This window comes from Bacillus sp. F2HM (assembly GCF_019266135.1).
GTDB classification, from domain to species: Bacteria; Bacillota; Bacilli; order Bacillales; family Bacillaceae; genus Bacillus; species Bacillus safensis.
On record NZ_LRMO01000011.1, the window covers coordinates 20,945 to 37,115 of the forward strand.

General features: G+C 42.6%; 16 protein-coding genes and 1 riboswitch. Of the genes, 10 read left to right on the plus strand and 6 right to left on the minus strand.

Annotated elements, in window-relative coordinates; translation table 11 throughout:
• Positions 1–2: 2 nt before the first annotated feature.
• Positions 3–614: a TerD family protein gene (locus AWT60_RS07125; RefSeq protein WP_076839332.1), complete on the minus strand. Its 612-nt coding sequence runs from the start codon at positions 612–614 to the stop codon at positions 3–5.
• 248 nt (positions 615–862) lie between these two features.
• On the opposite strand from AWT60_RS07125, the gene ytkD reads away from it, so the two are divergent.
• Positions 863–1,339, plus strand: coding sequence for an RNA deprotection pyrophosphohydrolase (gene ytkD, locus AWT60_RS07130; RefSeq protein ID WP_025093666.1), 477 nt, complete (start codon positions 863–865; stop codon positions 1,337–1,339).
• A 30-nt stretch (positions 1,340–1,369) separates the two neighbouring features.
• Here the strand turns inward: ytkD and AWT60_RS07135 are convergent, their stop codons facing one another.
• From AWT60_RS07135 to AWT60_RS07145, 3 genes are read right to left on the minus strand one after another with little or no spacing between them, the layout of a single operon-like run.
• Positions 1,370–2,116 (minus strand): ABC transporter permease, encoded by a 747-nt coding sequence (locus AWT60_RS07135; protein ID WP_370880888.1) that lies wholly within the window; start codon positions 2,114–2,116, stop codon positions 1,370–1,372.
• A 34-nt stretch (positions 2,117–2,150) separates the two neighbouring features.
• Entirely contained in the window at positions 2,151–2,921 is a 771-nt protein-coding gene (locus tag AWT60_RS07140) for an ABC transporter ATP-binding protein (RefSeq protein ID WP_076839330.1), read from the minus strand.
• 15 nt (positions 2,922–2,936) lie between these two features.
• Entirely contained in the window at positions 2,937–3,938 is a 1,002-nt protein-coding gene (locus tag AWT60_RS07145) for an ABC transporter substrate-binding protein (RefSeq protein WP_076839328.1), read from the minus strand.
• Between the two features lie 174 nt (positions 3,939–4,112).
• Between AWT60_RS07145 and AWT60_RS07150 the strand changes: the two genes are divergently transcribed.
• Genes AWT60_RS07150 through AWT60_RS07175 form a run of 6 tightly spaced genes read left to right on the plus strand, consistent with a single transcriptional unit; the run spans position 4,113 to position 9,249 of the window.
• Complete coding sequence (locus AWT60_RS07150; protein ID WP_218677079.1) at positions 4,113–4,841, plus strand: carotenoid biosynthesis protein; 729 nt, start codon at positions 4,113–4,115, stop codon at positions 4,839–4,841.
• The gene (locus tag AWT60_RS07155) at positions 4,810–5,556 is read left to right on the plus strand and encodes a lysophospholipid acyltransferase family protein (protein ID WP_218677080.1); all 747 of its coding nucleotides are present in this window, start codon (positions 4,810–4,812) and stop codon (positions 5,554–5,556) included. Before AWT60_RS07150 ends, AWT60_RS07155 begins: the two co-directional genes overlap by 32 nt.
• Positions 5,541–6,668: a glycosyltransferase family 2 protein gene (locus AWT60_RS07160; protein ID WP_218677081.1), complete on the plus strand. Its 1,128-nt coding sequence runs from the start codon at positions 5,541–5,543 to the stop codon at positions 6,666–6,668. The genes AWT60_RS07155 and AWT60_RS07160 overlap by 16 nt, the downstream gene beginning before the upstream one ends.
• On the plus strand, positions 6,665–8,146 hold the full coding sequence (locus AWT60_RS07165; protein ID WP_218677082.1) for a phytoene desaturase family protein: 1,482 nt from the start codon (positions 6,665–6,667) through the stop codon (positions 8,144–8,146). The genes AWT60_RS07160 and AWT60_RS07165 overlap by 4 nt, the downstream gene beginning before the upstream one ends.
• Before the next feature lie 26 nt (positions 8,147–8,172).
• On the plus strand, positions 8,173–8,967 hold the full coding sequence (locus AWT60_RS07170) for an alpha/beta hydrolase family protein (RefSeq protein WP_041107366.1): 795 nt from the start codon (positions 8,173–8,175) through the stop codon (positions 8,965–8,967).
• A 39-nt stretch (positions 8,968–9,006) separates the two neighbouring features.
• On the plus strand, positions 9,007–9,249 hold the full coding sequence (locus AWT60_RS07175) for a DUF2584 domain-containing protein (RefSeq protein WP_025092385.1): 243 nt from the start codon (positions 9,007–9,009) through the stop codon (positions 9,247–9,249).
• Positions 9,250–9,291: 42 nt separating this feature from the next.
• Here the strand turns inward: AWT60_RS07175 and pckA are convergent, their stop codons facing one another.
• On the minus strand, positions 9,292–10,878 hold the full coding sequence (gene pckA, locus AWT60_RS07180) for a phosphoenolpyruvate carboxykinase (ATP) (protein ID WP_056768315.1): 1,587 nt from the start codon (positions 10,876–10,878) through the stop codon (positions 9,292–9,294).
• Between the two features lie 226 nt (positions 10,879–11,104).
• A riboswitch (SAM riboswitch) is annotated at positions 11,105–11,239 on the plus strand.
• A 195-nt stretch (positions 11,240–11,434) separates the two neighbouring features.
• On the opposite strand from pckA, the gene metK reads away from it, so the two are divergent.
• Both metK and asnB read left to right on the plus strand, forming a co-directional pair.
• Positions 11,435–12,637, plus strand: a complete 1,203-nt coding sequence (gene metK, locus AWT60_RS07185; protein WP_024424909.1) for a methionine adenosyltransferase — start codon at positions 11,435–11,437, stop codon at positions 12,635–12,637.
• Positions 12,638–12,785: 148 nt separating this feature from the next.
• Entirely contained in the window at positions 12,786–14,684 is a 1,899-nt protein-coding gene (gene asnB, locus AWT60_RS07190; RefSeq protein ID WP_046312154.1) for an asparagine synthase (glutamine-hydrolyzing), read from the plus strand.
• A 142-nt stretch (positions 14,685–14,826) separates the two neighbouring features.
• Here asnB and AWT60_RS07195 read toward each other — a convergent pair whose 3' ends face one another.
• On the minus strand, positions 14,827–15,342 hold the full coding sequence (locus tag AWT60_RS07195; protein ID WP_024426216.1) for a gamma carbonic anhydrase: 516 nt from the start codon (positions 15,340–15,342) through the stop codon (positions 14,827–14,829).
• Between the two features lie 45 nt (positions 15,343–15,387).
• Between AWT60_RS07195 and AWT60_RS07200 the strand changes: the two genes are divergently transcribed.
• Complete coding sequence (locus AWT60_RS07200) at positions 15,388–16,167, plus strand: alpha/beta hydrolase (RefSeq protein WP_024424906.1); 780 nt, start codon at positions 15,388–15,390, stop codon at positions 16,165–16,167.
• Positions 16,168–16,171: the final 4 nt, after the last annotated feature.

Sequence of the window (16,171 nt, forward strand, 5' to 3'; positions counted from 1 at the left end):
CGTCAAGATGTAAATCCGTAGATGCGGCATAAATCATTTAAATCTAGAGTAGTCCCTTGCCCGGTCGCGGTGATTTTCCATTCCTCCTGATCTCTCGTGAGTTCAGCGCATATAATGGATGTACAATACGAATAATCCTCTGTTAACTGAAAGGTACAAATCTCTTGCTGCGAGATTTGATCCGTAAGTCGCACGTAGGCATTGGTGACTTGTCCAAAATGATGCTGGCGTTCGTGTGCATCATGTATCGTGGCTGTGACGACAATTTTATGAATATCAGGTGAGACTCTGCTTAATTGCATAATAATCATTTCATTGTCTCGATACCCTCCGCCAAATTGATGATCACCAAGATGACGAACAGCTCCATCTAAGCTTTGCTGCTGGTGATAATAGATCAGATGCTTAGGAGACAACAGCTTATCCTCTTCATTTAAAAGAAACACTTGCGTATCTAAATCAATTGGCTGACCAGCCAGGTCCCAGCCAAGCCCGATATGAATTTGGTCGACCGATGGATTGTCTTTTGTTAAATCTAACTTTTGTCCTTTCACGAGGTGTTTCTTGATCACCTCATGGGGTGAGTCTTGTTTTGACCCATTTTTTATACTCATGCTGATTTCCTCCTCGTTGTCATAGGACAAACACTGATTCATTTACGTCATATAGGGATAAAAGGTTTCATGATTAAAATTGGGTGAAGTTGGAGATGATAAAAAGGTTTTAGCAACAATACCTCATTTTAGATACAGACGAGTTGGAACCACTTGTTTGTTTCACTTTTGATAAAAATTCTTCAGATAAATGTGATCTGTGGTATGATGTTTTACAAGAAGCAAGGACAGGATATGAGGGATTTCACATGCATGTATTTAAAGACTATTATCATAATACGGTCAAGCTCTCTTTTGAGGAGAAGCCTTTTTCAAGTCATCCTAAGCATGTTTGGGCCATCTGCCGCTACCAAGGGAAATGGCTGCTCACTGAACATGAGGATCGGGGCTATGAGTTTCCAGGAGGGAAAGTTGAGCCGGATGAAGAAGCAGACCAAGCCGCTATACGGGAGATTCAAGAAGAGACGGGTGCTGTTGTTCGTGAATTAACGTATATTGGTCAATATCAGGTGCTGGGCAGAGAAAAGGTCATTGTCAAGAATATTTATTTCGCTGATATTGAAAAACTAGTGAAGCAAGACACGTATTTTGAAACGAAAGGACCCGTTCTTTTCGCAGACTTGCCAAGATCCATCGCAAAAAATAAGAATTTCAGTTTTATTATGAAAGATGATGTGTTAAGACAAAGTCTTGCTTATTTAGAAAAGAACGGTTTGATTCGTTAAAAAAGCGCAGGGTGACAATCCCTGTGCTTTTTATTTTTGAAGAAAACGACGTTCGAGCCATTCCACAAGCTGGTACATGATGGTCGCAAACACGGCAATAATGAAAAGACTTAAGAACACGAGTGTAAAGTTGAAGACTTGAAAGCCGTAAATGATCATGTAGCCGAGCCCTTTTGAGGAAACAAGAAATTCCCCTACAATAACCCCTACCCAAGAAAGGCCGACATTGACCTTGATCGCAGAAATCATCGTTGGAATACTAGCTGGCAAAATGACCTCGCGAAAGACGACGCTTTTTTTCGCACCAAAGGTTTTCATCACCTTTAAATAATTCTCATCGACCTCTTGAAAGGCTGTATATATGACGATCGTCGTAATGATTACACTAATGATTGCGCCCATGGCAACGATGCTGATCATGCCAGGCCCAAGGGCAACAATTAAAATCGGGGCGAGGGCAACTTTTGGCATGGCATTTAAAATGACTAAATAAGGATCAAGAACGTTTGCCAGGCGGGTGGACCACCATAAGGCGGCAGCGAGCAAAATGCCGCAAAAGGTACCAAGTAGAAATCCGAGCACTGTTTCAAATAATGTAATACTCATATGATTCATTAAAGACCCATCGGATATTTTTTGTACAAACAATTGGCAGACTGCTGATGGTGAACTAAATATCAGTGGATCGATAAGACGAAAATGACTGGCAAGCTCCCAAAGCGAAAAGAAGCTGGCGAAAATAATGAACTGATAGATTCGGGTCATGCGTTTTTCCATTCGGTATTTTTTGCGATAGGCTTCATGTAAAAGGTCACTGTGTTTCAACGGTTTTCAGCTCCTTCCAAATCGTTTGAAAGAGCTCTTGGAAACTCTGGGTCTGTCTTGTTTCGAAAGGAGAAAGAGTCCTCAGTTCATCTGGAACGGTAAACATTCGCTTGATTGAGCCAGGATGCTTAGAGAATAAGAAAATGCGGTCACTCATCGCAATGGCTTCGCCGATGTCATGTGTCACAAGGACCGCTGTTTTTTGATAGTTTTTGAGTGTATGAAAGACGAGATCCTCTAAAGTGAGTTTGGTTTGATAGTCTAGAGCTGAAAAGGGTTCATCTAGTAAAAGCAGACCGGGATTCACTGCAAGCGTTCGGGCGAGAGCCGCACGCTGCCTCATACCGCCTGACAGCTCCTTCGGGTATTTTTCCTCTACATCATGAAGGCCAAGCTTAGGCAGTAAGCCAAGAGCGGCGGAGGTGGCTTCATGTGAATCTTGCTTGGTAATTTTTAACCCGAGAATGATATTTTCCTTGATGGTTTTCCAAGGAAACAAATAATCTTGCTGGAGCATGTAGCCGATTTGATGCTCTTTTTGATTCGGTTCTTTTCCTTCGATTAAAATTCGGCCTTCAGAGGGCGGCGTTATTCCTGCAATGATAGACAGCAGGGTGGTTTTTCCGCAGCCGCTGGGACCAATAAATGAGATAAATTCTCCTTGGTCTATCTCCATATTGATGTGCTGTATGGCCGTTGTTTTTTCTTTTAAAGAGAAGTACGTGTGGGTCACATGGTCAATTTGAAGGAAAGACATGTGCTACCTCCTATTCTATTTGTGTTCTGTGACCTTCTTTGCAATGGATGAATCGACAAGTTGTTTGTACGGGATAAATTTCGGCAATTCATCGCTCTCCTTCATGATTTCCTGCAATTTGTTCCATTCCTCTTCATTCAGAAGGGGATCTGCTGCATAGGAGTTTTGCTGTTTGTAGCGTTTGATGGCAGTTGATAAGACATCAAGTTCTGTGTCAGGAAAATGAGATTGAATGGTTTTGGCAATCTCCTCCGGCTGCTTGGCTTCTACCCATTTCTGCGCTTTGTAAATGGCGCGAGTGAAGGCTTCAGCTGTCTCTTTGTTTTCCTCTAAGTAACTCTTCTTTGCCATGAAGGTGGTATACGGCACCTTTCCGGAAGCCTCTCCAAAGGAGGCGGTAATGTACCCTTTGCCTTCTTTTTCAATTAAGGATGCTGTCGGTTCGAATAACTGCACAAAATCGCCAGTTCCAGAGGAGAAAGCGCCTGAAATGTTGGCAAAATCAATATTTTGAATCATGCGGAGATCCTTTTTTACATCAATGCCTTCCTTTTTCAGGACATATTCACCGACCATTTGCGGCATGCCGCCTTTCCGCTGTCCAAGAAAGTCTTTTCCTTTTAATTGATCCCAAGAGAATTCGCTCACTTTCTCCCTTGAAACAAGAAATGTACCGTCTGTTTGTGTCAGCTGTGCAAAGTTGATGACAGAGTCTTTTGTGTCTTGAGCCTCTACATAGATAGAGGATTCAGATCCGGTCAGGGCGATATCTGCACCGCCGGATAAGAGAGCTGTCATCGTTTTATCACCGCCCCAAGTCGTTTTTAATTCAACCTCTAGCCCTTCTTCTTTGAAGAAATCCTCAGATAAGGCAACATATAGCGGAGCATAAAAAACCGAATGGGTCACCTCGGCTACTTGTACGGTCTGCTCTTGTTCTTTTTTACAGGCGACAAATGGAATAAAGAGCAGGACAACGACGATGAATGCAAGTCTGACTTTGATGGAACGATTCAAGAGTAATTCGCCTCCTTTGTTCTAGATCACTAATTAAAGTATGTCAAAAGGGATTTTTGGTGAGTGCCTAGATGAAAATAAGAAGCGCATTGTTTATTTATAGAACGTGTCTTTTTTTCTATACTAGAAGCATGAATACTTTCTTGAATTTGGAAGAAATAAAGGGGCGGTTTCGTGTATAGAGTGAGTTGGGTATTTCTTGGATGGTATTTAGTAGGGCTCATATTAATGGTCTCTTTTGAAGTGCCAGCATGGCTTCAGTTTGCAAATGGCATTTTCCTTGTGCTTTATGCCTGCTGTGTGATAGAGATTGGGCGAAATATTTATGGGGCATGGGGGGGTGTGATCAAAAGGGCAGCCGTTGTCGGGGTGCTGACATTTACGGTTGAATGGGTTGGGATCACAACCGGTTTTCCTTTTGGGGCCTATGACTATTATCCGACGTTAGGTTTTCTAGTGGCAGGGGTGCCTTTAACCATTGCTTTTGCATGGGTTGGTGTGTTTTTAAACAGCCTTTTTTTATCCAATCAGCAGTCGAAATGGAAACGAGCTGTCGAAACGGGGATATGGATTGTCTTGCTTGACCTCATATTAGACCCAGTAGCGGCTGAACGGAAATTTTGGGTGTGGTATGACGGCGGCGGTTTTTATGGTATTCCTTTTGAGAATTTTGTGAGCTGGGGTATGATTGGAGCAGGACTTTCCTTTCTCTTCCCGCTTGTTCAGATTGATCAAAAGGCTCTGAGCTGGACGAGCCGTATTTATCAGGCAATGGTGTTCTTTTTTGGTGTGCTGGCATTAAAGGGCGGGCTCGATGTCATTTTTTATTTAGCACTGATCATTGTTATTTTGTGTGAAGGAAGGGTTCAATTTGAAAGAAAGCGACAAAAGCCGATCGTTTAGACGTATATTTTCTCTTTATCTTGAGCGGTATTTACTTCATAAACATTTCCGCTGCGTGATGATGAAAGGCACTGTGGACCCAAACGAGAAGCTGCCTGTTCTTTATATCGCCAATCATAGCTCATGGTGGGATGGACTGATCATCTTTCTTTTAACAGAAAAAGCGTCCGAACTCGATCACTATATGATGATGGAGGAGAAACAGCTGAAGCAATATGCCTTTTTCCGAAAGCTTGGTGCCTTTCCGGTTCAGAAAGAGAATCTGAAAAGTGTGAAGCAAGCATTAATGACGGCAAAAGAGAACATGCAGGCTGGCAGGGCTGTATGGCTTTTTCCACAGGGGAAAATCATGCATCAGGATATGCGGCCGCTTGAATTGGAGGGCGGGGCTTCATTTTTAGTGAGACAATTTGAGCAAGTCGTGGTGAAGCCTGTGACCTTGCATTATACATTTAATCAATTTCAAAAGCCGACAGTATCTGCTGTGTTTGGTGAAGATACCTTAGTATCTGGCGGAGAATTTCGAAGCAAGGACGTGACGCATCTGCTTAGAGATCTGCTTGAAACGCAGCTAAATACACATCAAGCACAGGTCATCACAGATCCTGATTTTTCAACTAATCAAGAATTTAGACAGATGACAAGGACAAGTCAATCAACAAGTGATGCGTTTGATTCCTTTAAAAAGTGGGTGAAAACATGGCGGTCTTCTTAACCGTAATCAGTGTACTCTTGCTCTGTCAGTTTATTTTCACCATATGGAATATGAGGCAGCTTCCTGTTTTAAAGCCAGCACCCTTTTCGCCAGGTGAACCTATTTCGTTATCAATTCTGATTCCAGCGAGAAATGAGGAAAAACGAATAGAAGCCTGTCTTCAGTCGATCGTTGATCAACGCTTTTATCCGAAAGAGCTTATCGTACTTGATGACCATTCGACAGATCAGACTAGAGCGCTGGTGGAGCGCTTCGCAGAAACATATCCGTGGATCCGAGTCCAGTCAGGTCAGCCATTAAAGCGGGGCTGGCTTGGTAAATCATATGCCTGTTCTCAGCTCGCAGAGGCAGCAGCTTCTGATTGGCTGCTATTTTTAGATGCGGATGTCCGGTTAAAAAAAGGGGCAGTTGAATCAGTTTACAAGCAGTTATGTATGCAAAAAACGGGCATGCTGTCAGGTTTTCCAGAACAAAAAACAGGTACATTTTTTGAGCATCTTGTCGTTCCTATGATGATGTTTACCATTGGCTGTCATCTGCCAGTGAAATGGGTAAGAAAATCAAAGAACCCCGCTTTTGCTGCAGCACATGGTGGTTTTATTGCCATTGAAAAGAATTGTTATCACGACATTGGCGGGCATGAAGCGATCAAGGATTCACTCGTTGATGATATGGCTTTGGCTAGAAGGGTGAAGGAAAAAGGCTTTCCGTTCACACTTGCAAGCATTCATCCATTTGTGTATATGAGAATGTATGAAAGTGGACAAGAGGTTTGGGAAGGTTACCGGAAAAATTTGTTCCCGGGGGTGAATCGAAGCATTGCTTTGTTAAGCAGTGTCTTTTGTTTATACACCCTCCTTTATTTGGCTCCTGTCATTTGTTTCATGATCGCCTTGTTTCAGCTGGATGTTTTGAGCATATGCTTAGCCATTCTTTGCTATGGGCTGGGTGTATCGATTAAAGCAGCAATTGATACTGAAAATGGGCGGACATCTGCGATGGCTTTTTTATTGCCGGTCAGTATTTTAAGCCTGATCGCCATTGGCTTTGCTTCTATGAAAATCGGTCTGAAAAAAGAAGGGTATGAATGGAAAGGGAGAAGGTACGAATGAAAAAAGTGATCATCATCGGCGGCGGACTTGGCGGATTATCAGCAGCGATCCGTCTACAGTCACGCGGGGTTCAGGTCACCATTTTAGAAAAAGAAGCGGCTTTAGGGGGGAAATTGCAGCGCCATCACGAGGCAGGCTACTCTTTTGATTTAGGACCGAGCACCATTACAATGAAGGCCTATTTTGAAGAAGTGTTTACATCCTGTCATAGACGGATGGAGGATTATGTGACCTTTTATCCGATTTCTCCGCTTACCAAAAATATTTTTCCAGATGGACATACGGTCGAGTTTACGCCGAATATTGAGCAAATGGAATCACAAATTGCTGCATTCAGTCCTGAAGATGCGAAGCAATACCGCGCATTTTTGCAGGAATCAAAGACGCTTTTTCAAAAGGCAGAGGAGCAGTTTTTAAATCGTTTGTTATTGAGCTGGAAGGATAAGGCGGATGTAAAGCTGATGAAAGCACTTCTCGCTGTCAAACCGTTCACATCGGTTCAGCGCCTGCTGCGTCAATATTTCCGTCATCCCCATACATTGGCGATGTTTGGACGGTATGCCACTTATATTGGCTCTTCTCCCTACGAGGCGCCGGCTATTTTTAATATGATGGCGTATTTAGAAGGGGAGAAAGGGATTTATGGAATACAGGGCGGTACGTATCGTTTAGTTGAGGCATTTGAGACACTGGCAAAAGAATTAGGCGTTCAGATTTACCTCAATGAACGAGTGAACAAGATTCATGTGAAGGATCGGCGGATCAAAGGAGTGGAGACGGATCAGCAGATGTATGAGGCAGATCAAGTCATTGCAGGAGCAGATGCGCTGACTGTATACCGTCATCTCATAGATGAAAAAGACCGTCCTCGTTTTTTAAATCAAAAACTGTCTGGCATTGAACCGTCGTTGTCGGGCTTTGTTCTCTTATTAGGGGTACCTAAAGTCTATGAACAGCTGGTCCATCACAATGTGTTTTTCCCTGAGGATTATGAGCAAGAATTCAAGGATATTTTTCAGAAAAAACAATTGCCTCAAGACCCGGCGCTATACATATGCTATTCAGGCCATTCAGAACCAGCTTTAAGCGGAGGACCGGGAAGAAGCAACCTGTTTGTACTGGCCAATGCACCTTATGTGACAAAAGAGCAAGATTGGGACATGCTAAAGGAGACATATCGTCAGCATGTAAAAAACAAATTAATGGAAAAAGGTCTTTTTAATTTGGATGAGCTTATCGAATATGAAGCGGTTCAAACCCCGCTCGATCTGCAGCAGAAAACGGGGGCATATCGTGGAGCCATTTATGGCATGTCTTCAAACTCGTTCAAACAGGCATTCTTTCGCATCAATAATCAGTCAAAGGATATTGAAGGACTTTGGTTTGTTGGTGGAACAAGTCATCCAGGCGGCGGCACGCCGATGGTGACAAAATCAGGCCAGCTTGTCGCAGAAGCGATACTGAAGCAATGGACGTAATCAAAGATGAAAAGGAGAGAAATCAAGTGATTGTGGAAAAAAGAAGGTTTCCGTCGCCCCATCCGCATATTCACTTATATACAGTGACCTATGAGGCAGATGGACTTCGGATGAAAGGCCTGCTCGCTGAACCAGCCGGGGAAGGTTTCTACGACGGCTTTTTGTATTTACGAGGCGGCATTAAAAATGTGGGGATGGTCAGACCTGGCCGGATTGTGCAATTTGCCGCGCAGGGCTTTGTCGTCTTTGCTCCCTTTTACCGGGGAAACCAAGGAGGCGAAGGGAACGAAGATTTTGCCGGAGAAGATCGAAAAGATGCGTTCGCTGCCTTTCAGCTGTTAAAACAGCACAAAAAAGTGAAGAAGGACCGCATTCATATCTTTGGTTTTTCGCGAGGCGGTATTATGGGCATCTGGACCGCTGTTGAAATGAAACAGGAGGCAGCTTCCTTTGTCACATGGGGAGGCGTCAGTGACATGAAACTGACTTATGAAGAGCGTGTGGATATGAGACGGATGATGAAGCGTGTGATTGGCGGTCCGCCGCATAAGGTGCCAGAGGCATATGAGAACAGAACCCCTTTAAATGATGTGGACAAAATTGAAGCACCTGTCCTTATCATCCACGGAGAAGAGGATCAAAATGTATCGATTGAGCATGCGTATTTGTTAGAAGATGCGCTGCGCCAGCACGGAAAGTCCGTGGAGACATGGTATTTCCATGGATACAACCACTATTTCCCGCCGCAGCATAATCGAGAAATTGTGAGAAGGCTGACCACATGGATGCACAGCCGAAAAAGCGGAAATGTGGTAAAATAAGCAGTATAACGAAATATAGAAAGTAGGGGGATTTTCATTATGGGAATGCCTGTTGAATTTAATACAATGATTGTCACAAAGGGAAAAGAGACAAGAATTGAAGAAAATGTATTTGAACTCATGAAGGATGGATACCGCATTTATCCATTAAATATTCCACTTGAGGTGCGCAAAACGAAAGACGGAGAAAAAACAGGGACAGCACATGTTGAAAAACTGGAGCTGACAGACAATGTCACGAAGGTGACGTACCGTCTTGTGTCATTGCATTCAACAAACTAAAAAAGCTGAGGAATTTTATTCTCCTCAGCTTTTTTCATTTGGTTATACGAGTGGACCGCCTTTGGCTTCAATGTCACTTGCCGCGTGGCTGAATTTTTGGAAGTTCTTTTTAAATTCATTGGCAAGGAAGTGTGCTTTTTCTTGATAAGCCTCTTGGTCCTCCCATGTTTTAGCAGGTTGAAGCACTTCATCTGGTACACCAGGAATATGAAGCGGGATGTGTAAGCCAAAGATGTCATCAGTAATCATCTCGGCATTGTCAAGGTCACCTTCGATTGCTGCCTGCACCATTGCTCTTGTATGAGCGAGATTCATTCGTTTGCCTGTACCGTAGCCTCCGCCAGTCCAGCCTGTATTCACAAGGAATACTTTTGCACCGTGCTCATCAATCTTTTTGCCAAGCATTTCAGCATAGACGTGAGCTGGAAGCGGAAGGAATGGTGAACCGAAGCAAGTAGAGAATGTCGTTTCTGGTGATGTGACACCGCGCTCAGTTCCAGCTAATTTACTTGTGTACCCGCTCAAGAAATGGTACATTGCCTGCTCTTTTGTTAAACGGCTGATTGGAGGTAAGACGCCAAACGCATCAGCTGTTAAGAAGACAATGGCAGATGGATGTCCTGCGATACTTGGTTTCACGATGTTATCAATCATTTCGATTGGGTAAGCAGCGCGTGTATTTTCAGTAAAGAAGGTATCATCGTAATCCGCTTCACGTGTTTCTTCATCAAGCACAACGTTCTCAAGAACTGATCCGAAGCTGATCGCTTTGTAGATCTGAGGTTCTTTTTCTTCACTTAAGTTCACACATTTCGCATAGCATCCGCCCTCGATATTGAAGACCCCTGTGCCAGACCAGCCGTGCTCATCGTCTCCGATCAGCTTGCGGCTTGCGCTTGCAGAAAGCGTCGTTTTCCCAGTACCTGAAAGCCCGAAGAATAAGGCTACATCGCCTTCTTGACCTACGTTTGCTGAGCAGTGCATGGATAAAATGTCTTGCTCAGGAAGCAGGTAGTTCATCACAGAGAAAATGGACTTTTTCATTTCTCCTGCATATTCTGTTCCACCGATAAGAATCGTGCGTTTTTCAAAAGAAACGATGATAAACGTTTCAGAGTTTGTGCCATCTGTTGCAGGATCTGCTTTAAAGTGCGGTGCAGATAAGATGGTGAAAGGTTTTTCGTTTGAAGAAGGTGTTGACCCGTCAGGTCTGATAAATAGCTGCTTGGCAAAAAGATTGTGCCATGCGAATTCGTTTACAACTGTAATCGGCATACGATATCTTTCATCAGCGCCTGCAAACCCTTCAAAGACGAATAGTTCATCACGTTCTTTTAAGTACGACACAACCTTTGTATATAAACGGTCAAATGCTTCTTTGGAGATCGGCTGGTTGACTTGACCCCAATCGATTTTATGTTCAGAGCTTTCTTCTTTGACGATAAATTTATCTTTAGGCGAACGTCCTGTATAGGCTCCAGTTGTGGCGCGGACAGCTCCAGTTGATGTTAAAACGCCTTCATTACGTGCCAAAATCTTTTCAACAAGTTTCGGAACAGATAAATTTTGGTGCGTATTTTCTAATGAGAGCAATGACTGCAAATCTTCTTTTAAATCCACTGAGTTCATAAAAAAACCCTTCCTTTACCGTTGAATTTGTTTGTTTCGATTAGTATAACACATTAATAATAATAGTCTATACTATTTAAAAATTTTTGTGTGTGTTTTTTCATTTCTGCTATGAAAATATGCTTTTTGGTGATGCTAATGGTGAGGAGAAAAAAGAGGGAGATAATTCTTATGAAGCATTGACATGACGCAAGGGTTTAAGATAAGATATCTTATTGAACGGATACTCTTATCCCGAGTTGGTGGAGGGACAGGCCCGATGAAGCCCAGCAACCGGTTTCTTATTTAAAAGGCATGAAAATGCTGAGAAACCAAGGTGCTAACCTGATGCAAGGTACAAGAACACCTTGAGCGATAAGAGTGAAAGGCATGCGATCTCAGACCCTTTCCTCGCAATGAAGGAAATGGTTTTTTTATTTTTGGGATATCATATGAACAAATTGCCAATAACATCTCTAATATAAACGTTTTCAAATATAAGAGGGAACGAGTTCCGTATCATATTGGAGGCCTCATCTTGGGATGATGTGGTCTTGTACAGGAGGAAATAGCCATTATGAGTCAAAATCGTCGTTTATTTACTTCAGAATCAGTGACAGAAGGACATCCGGATAAAATCTGTGATCAAATTTCAGACAGCATTTTGGATGAAATTTTAAAGAAAGATCCAAATGCACGTGTTGCCTGTGAAACTTCTGTTACAACCGGTCTCGTATTAGTAAGCGGTGAAATTACAACGTCTACTTATGTCGATATTCCAAAGACGGTGCGTGACACAATTAAGGAAATTGGCTACACACGTGCGAAATATGGTTTTGATGCGGAAACATGTGCGGTACTTACATCAATTGATGAACAGTCTGCTGATATTGCGCAAGGTGTAGACAAAGCGCTTGAAGCACGTGAAGGAACAATGACTGAAGAAGAAATTGATGCGATTGGTGCAGGTGACCAAGGATTGATGTTTGGTTTTGCCAATAACGAAACCGAAGAGCTCATGCCGCTGCCAATTTCACTAGCGCATAAATTATCTCGCCGTTTAACAGAAGTACGCAAGAATGAAACACTTGCATACCTTCGTCCAGACGGAAAAACACAAGTCACAGTTGAATATGATGAGCAAAACAAACCAGTTCGTATTGACACAGTGGTTATTTCTACGCAGCATGCACCAGAAGTGACGCTTGAACAAATTCAAAGTGACTTAAAAGAACATGTCATCAGTCCTGTCGTTCCAAGTGAACTGATTGATGAACAGACAAAATACTTTATTAACCCAACTGGCCGTTTCGTGATCGGTGGACCTCAAGGGGATGCTGGTTTAACTGGACGTAAAATCATTGTTGATACGTATGGCGGATACGCTCGTCATGGCGGCGGTGCTTTCTCAGGTAAGGATGCAACGAAGGTTGACCGTTCTGCGGCTTATGCTGCTCGTTACGTAGCGAAAAACATCGTAGCTGCCGGCCTTGCAGATTCTTGTGAAGTACAGCTTGCTTATGCAATTGGTGTAGCACAGCCTGTATCGATTTCAATTGATACATTCGGGACAGGAAAAGCTTCAGAAGAAAAATTAATTGAAGTGGTTCGTGCAAACTTTGATCTTCGTCCAGCTGGCATTATTAAAATGCTTGACCTGCGCCGTCCGATCTACAAACAAACAGCTGCATACGGACATTTCGGCCGTCACGACTTAGATCTTCCGTGGGAAAAAACGGATAAAGCCGATACACTTCGCAAAGAAGCATTGGGACAATAACAACATAAAAAACCGCTTATTTTAAGCGGTTTTCCTTTTGATTAAAAAAAAATCTTCAAAAAGCGAAAAAATGTGAAACAAAATCGGACAAAATACTGTCTAATTATAGGTCTACTTTTAAGAAATAACATAACGTGGAGGCAATAATATGTGTGGGTTTGTTGGTGTATTTAATCACCGTCCATTGTCCGAAACTACTGAACAGGAAGAGCTAATTAAACAAATGAATCGTCTCATCGTTCATCGTGGTCCGGATGATGAGGGTTACTTTCATGATGAGCATGTAGGATTTGGATTTAGACGTTTAAGTATTATAGATGTTGAGCACGGAAAGCAGCCGCTTTCTTATGAAGATGAAAAGTATTGGATTATTTTCAACGGAGAAATTTATAACTATGTGGAGCTGAAGGAAGAGCTTGTGAAAAAAGGCTATACGTTCAGCACAGATTCTGATACGGAAGTACTTCTTGCTACATACCGTCATTATAAAGAAGAAGCGGCTTCTAAGCTTCGCGGCATGTTTGCATTTTTAATTTGGGATAAAGAAGCGCAATTGTTATATGGCGCAAGAGATCCTTTCGGCATCAAACCGCTTTATTTTACACAAATGGATGAGCAAGTGTACTTTGCGTCTGAACGCAAAAGCTTGATGGCAGTGAACGAGAACATTTTATTTGATGAGACTGCTTTGCAGCAATACATGTCATTCCAGTTCGTACCTGAGCCAAATACACTTGATCAAAAGGTGCACAAAGTAGAGCCAGGTCATCAGTTTACTTTACGCCCAGGACAGGAGATTGAATTTAAGACTTACTGGAAAGTTCAATTCAAGCCTGAGCAAACACAAGAACAGAAGCTGATTGAAGAAGTACGCGATGCAATCTATGATTCTGTGAAAGTTCATATGAGAAGTGATGTTCCTGTTGGTTCATTCCTATCAGGTGGTATCGATTCTTCTTTCATCGTATCTGTTGCAAAGGAATTTCATCCTGAGCTGAAGACGTTTTCTGTTGGTTTCCAGCAGGATGGCTTTAGTGAAGTTGATGTAGCGAAGGAAACGGCTGATAAGCTGGGCTTACAAAACTTCAGTGCGGTAATTTCTCCTGAGGAATATATGAATGAGCTTCCGAAAATTGTTTGGCATTTAGATGATCCTTTAGCTGATCCGGCGGCGATTCCATTGTATTTCGTGGCAAAGGAAGCGAAGAAACAAGTGACGGTCGTTCTTTCTGGTGAGGGAGCAGACGAGCTGTTCGGTGGATATAATATTTACCGTGAGCCGCTTTCTCTTAAACCATTTGAATCTGTTCCATCTATGCTGAAAAAGCTTCTTCTTCGTCTGGCGCGCTTAATGCCAGAAGGAATGAAAGGAAAAAGCTTTATCGTCCGCGGCTGTACACCATTAGAGGAACGTTATATCGGTAATGCGAAAATCTTTGAAGAGCCAGTAAAGAAAAACCTCTTAAAGCAGTATGATCCGAACATTACGTATCGTGATGTGACGAAGACATACTTCGAGGAAAGTGCAGGCTACAGTGATATTAACAAAATGCAATATGTTGATATTCATACGTGGATGCGCGGGGACATCTTACTGAAAGCAGATAAGATGACAATGGCGAATTCTCTTGAGCTTCGCGTTCCTTTCCTTGATAAGGTCGTATTTGAAGCGGCTTCTAAAATTCCAGAAGAGCTGAAAACAAAAGATGGCACAACGAAATATTTATTGCGTAAAGCAGCAGAAGGCATTGTGCCTGACCATGTGTTAAACCGCAAGAAGCTGGGCTTCCCTGTTCCAATTCGTCATTGGCTGAAAAATGAGATGAACGCTTGGGCGAAAGACATCATTAAAAACAGTCAAACTGACGAATATATTAACAAAGCGTATGTACTTGATTTATTAAATGAACATTGTGCTGGTAAAGCAGATCATAGCCGTAAGATTTGGACCGTCCTGATCTTTATGATTTGGCACAGCATTTATGTCGAGCGCAGTATTGATCCAGAGCAATTGAATCATCAACCAAAAGAAGTCATCTTTAGTTAATGAAAAAAGGTTTTCAGCTTTGTGCTGAAAACCTTTTTTGTCATGATAGAAAGTGGCGAAAAAGGGTAAAATAACAAGCGGTTCATAGTTATTGCTTAATATCCTGAAAAAAACGTGATAAAGTGAAGATACACGTATGATGTTAACGAGATAAAAGGGAACGATAGTATTGTCCTTTTTCTACATATTCTCTGCGGATTCGGTCCATGTCTTGAATATCTTCATCTGTTAACAGCCGAACGACTTTGGCTGGACGACCAAAAGCGAGTGATCCTTTTGGGATGACCTTTCCTTGAGGGACAAGACTTCCTGCACCGATAAAGGCGCCTTCGCCAATCTCCGCACCATCGAGAATGATGGAACCCATGCCAATGAGGGCATTTTTTCGAATGATTGAGCTATGTAATGTGACTTGGTGTCCAATGGTAGCACCATCTTCAATAAGAAGTGTTTTTCCAGGACTTTGATGCAGACACGATAAATCTTGAATGTTGACGTTCTTTCCAATTCTCACAGGTGCAACATCGCCTCTGATGACGGTTTGAAACCACACGCTCGAATATTCTCCAATTGTGACATCACCGGTAATGGTGGCGTTATCTGCGACAAAGACCGATTCATGAATCTCAGGTGTAAACTGATGATATGGATAAATCACTTTTTCGACTTCCTTTCTTAATACAACATTTGTGAGGTGTTTCCTTTGTGGACTTGGCATGCTGAAAGACCAGTTGGTACAATTGTCATTGTACATGGTGCGAGTGAATATCACGGCCGATATAAATGGCTGATTGAAATGTGGCGGAATGCAGGCTATCACGTCGTCATGGGTGACTTGCCTGGGCAAGGCACATCGACACGTGCGCGAGGCCACATTCGTTCGTTTCAAGAATACATTGATACAGTCGATGAATGGATCGAACATGCGAAATCATTCAGGCTTCCTACTTTTTTACTTGGACACAGTATGGGTGGACTCATTTCAATTGAGTGGATGAAGCAGTATACCCATACGAAGTTGAATGGCCTTATTTTATCATCACCTTGTTTAGGTCTGCAATTTAAACCGAAGAAGCTGATGGATTTTGCGTCAAAAGGTCTAAATGTGCTGGCACCGTCTTTTAAAGTGGAGTCAGGGCTGTCGATTGAACTAGCCACACGAAATCAGGCGGTCATTGAGGCAGACTCAAATGATTCTCTTTACGTGACAAAGGTGTCGGTTCGCTGGTATCGAGAGCTGATCAAAAATATCGATGCGGCGATGCAGCCGACGAATGTCTTTAAATCGATCCCGCTCCTTTTAATGCAGGCGGGTGATGATAAGATCGTCGATAAAACGAGGGTGATTAAATGGTTCAATGGCATAGAATCAACCAATAAATCATACCGTGAATGGGAAGAGCTGTATCACGAAATTTTTAATGAACCAGAAAGAGAAGATGTGTTTAAGGCGGCAAGAGCCTTTACAGATCAATATATTTGATTGT

What these genes read in the sequence shown, in the direction of transcription:
- ytkD (WP_025093666.1), top strand. Translation starts at nt 863, where the DNA reads ATGCATGTATTTAAAGACTATTATCATAATACGGTCAAGCTCTCTTTT.
- pckA (WP_056768315.1), bottom strand. Translation starts at nt 10,878, where the DNA reads ATGAACTCAGTGGATTTAAAAGAAGATTTGCAGTCATTGCTCTCATTA.
- metK (WP_024424909.1), top strand. Translation starts at nt 11,435, where the DNA reads ATGAGTCAAAATCGTCGTTTATTTACTTCAGAATCAGTGACAGAAGGA.
- AWT60_RS07125 (WP_076839332.1), bottom strand. Translation starts at nt 614, where the DNA reads ATGAGTATAAAAAATGGGTCAAAACAAGACTCACCCCATGAGGTGATC.
- AWT60_RS07135 (WP_370880888.1), bottom strand. Translation starts at nt 2,116, where the DNA reads ATGGAAAAACGCATGACCCGAATCTATCAGTTCATTATTTTCGCCAGC.
- AWT60_RS07140 (WP_076839330.1), bottom strand. Translation starts at nt 2,921, where the DNA reads ATGTCTTTCCTTCAAATTGACCATGTGACCCACACGTACTTCTCTTTA.
- AWT60_RS07165 (WP_218677082.1), top strand. Translation starts at nt 6,665, where the DNA reads ATGAAAAAAGTGATCATCATCGGCGGCGGACTTGGCGGATTATCAGCA.
- AWT60_RS07175 (WP_025092385.1), top strand. Translation starts at nt 9,007, where the DNA reads ATGGGAATGCCTGTTGAATTTAATACAATGATTGTCACAAAGGGAAAA.
- AWT60_RS07160 (WP_218677081.1), top strand. Translation starts at nt 5,541, where the DNA reads ATGGCGGTCTTCTTAACCGTAATCAGTGTACTCTTGCTCTGTCAGTTT.
- asnB (WP_046312154.1), top strand. Translation starts at nt 12,786, where the DNA reads ATGTGTGGGTTTGTTGGTGTATTTAATCACCGTCCATTGTCCGAAACT.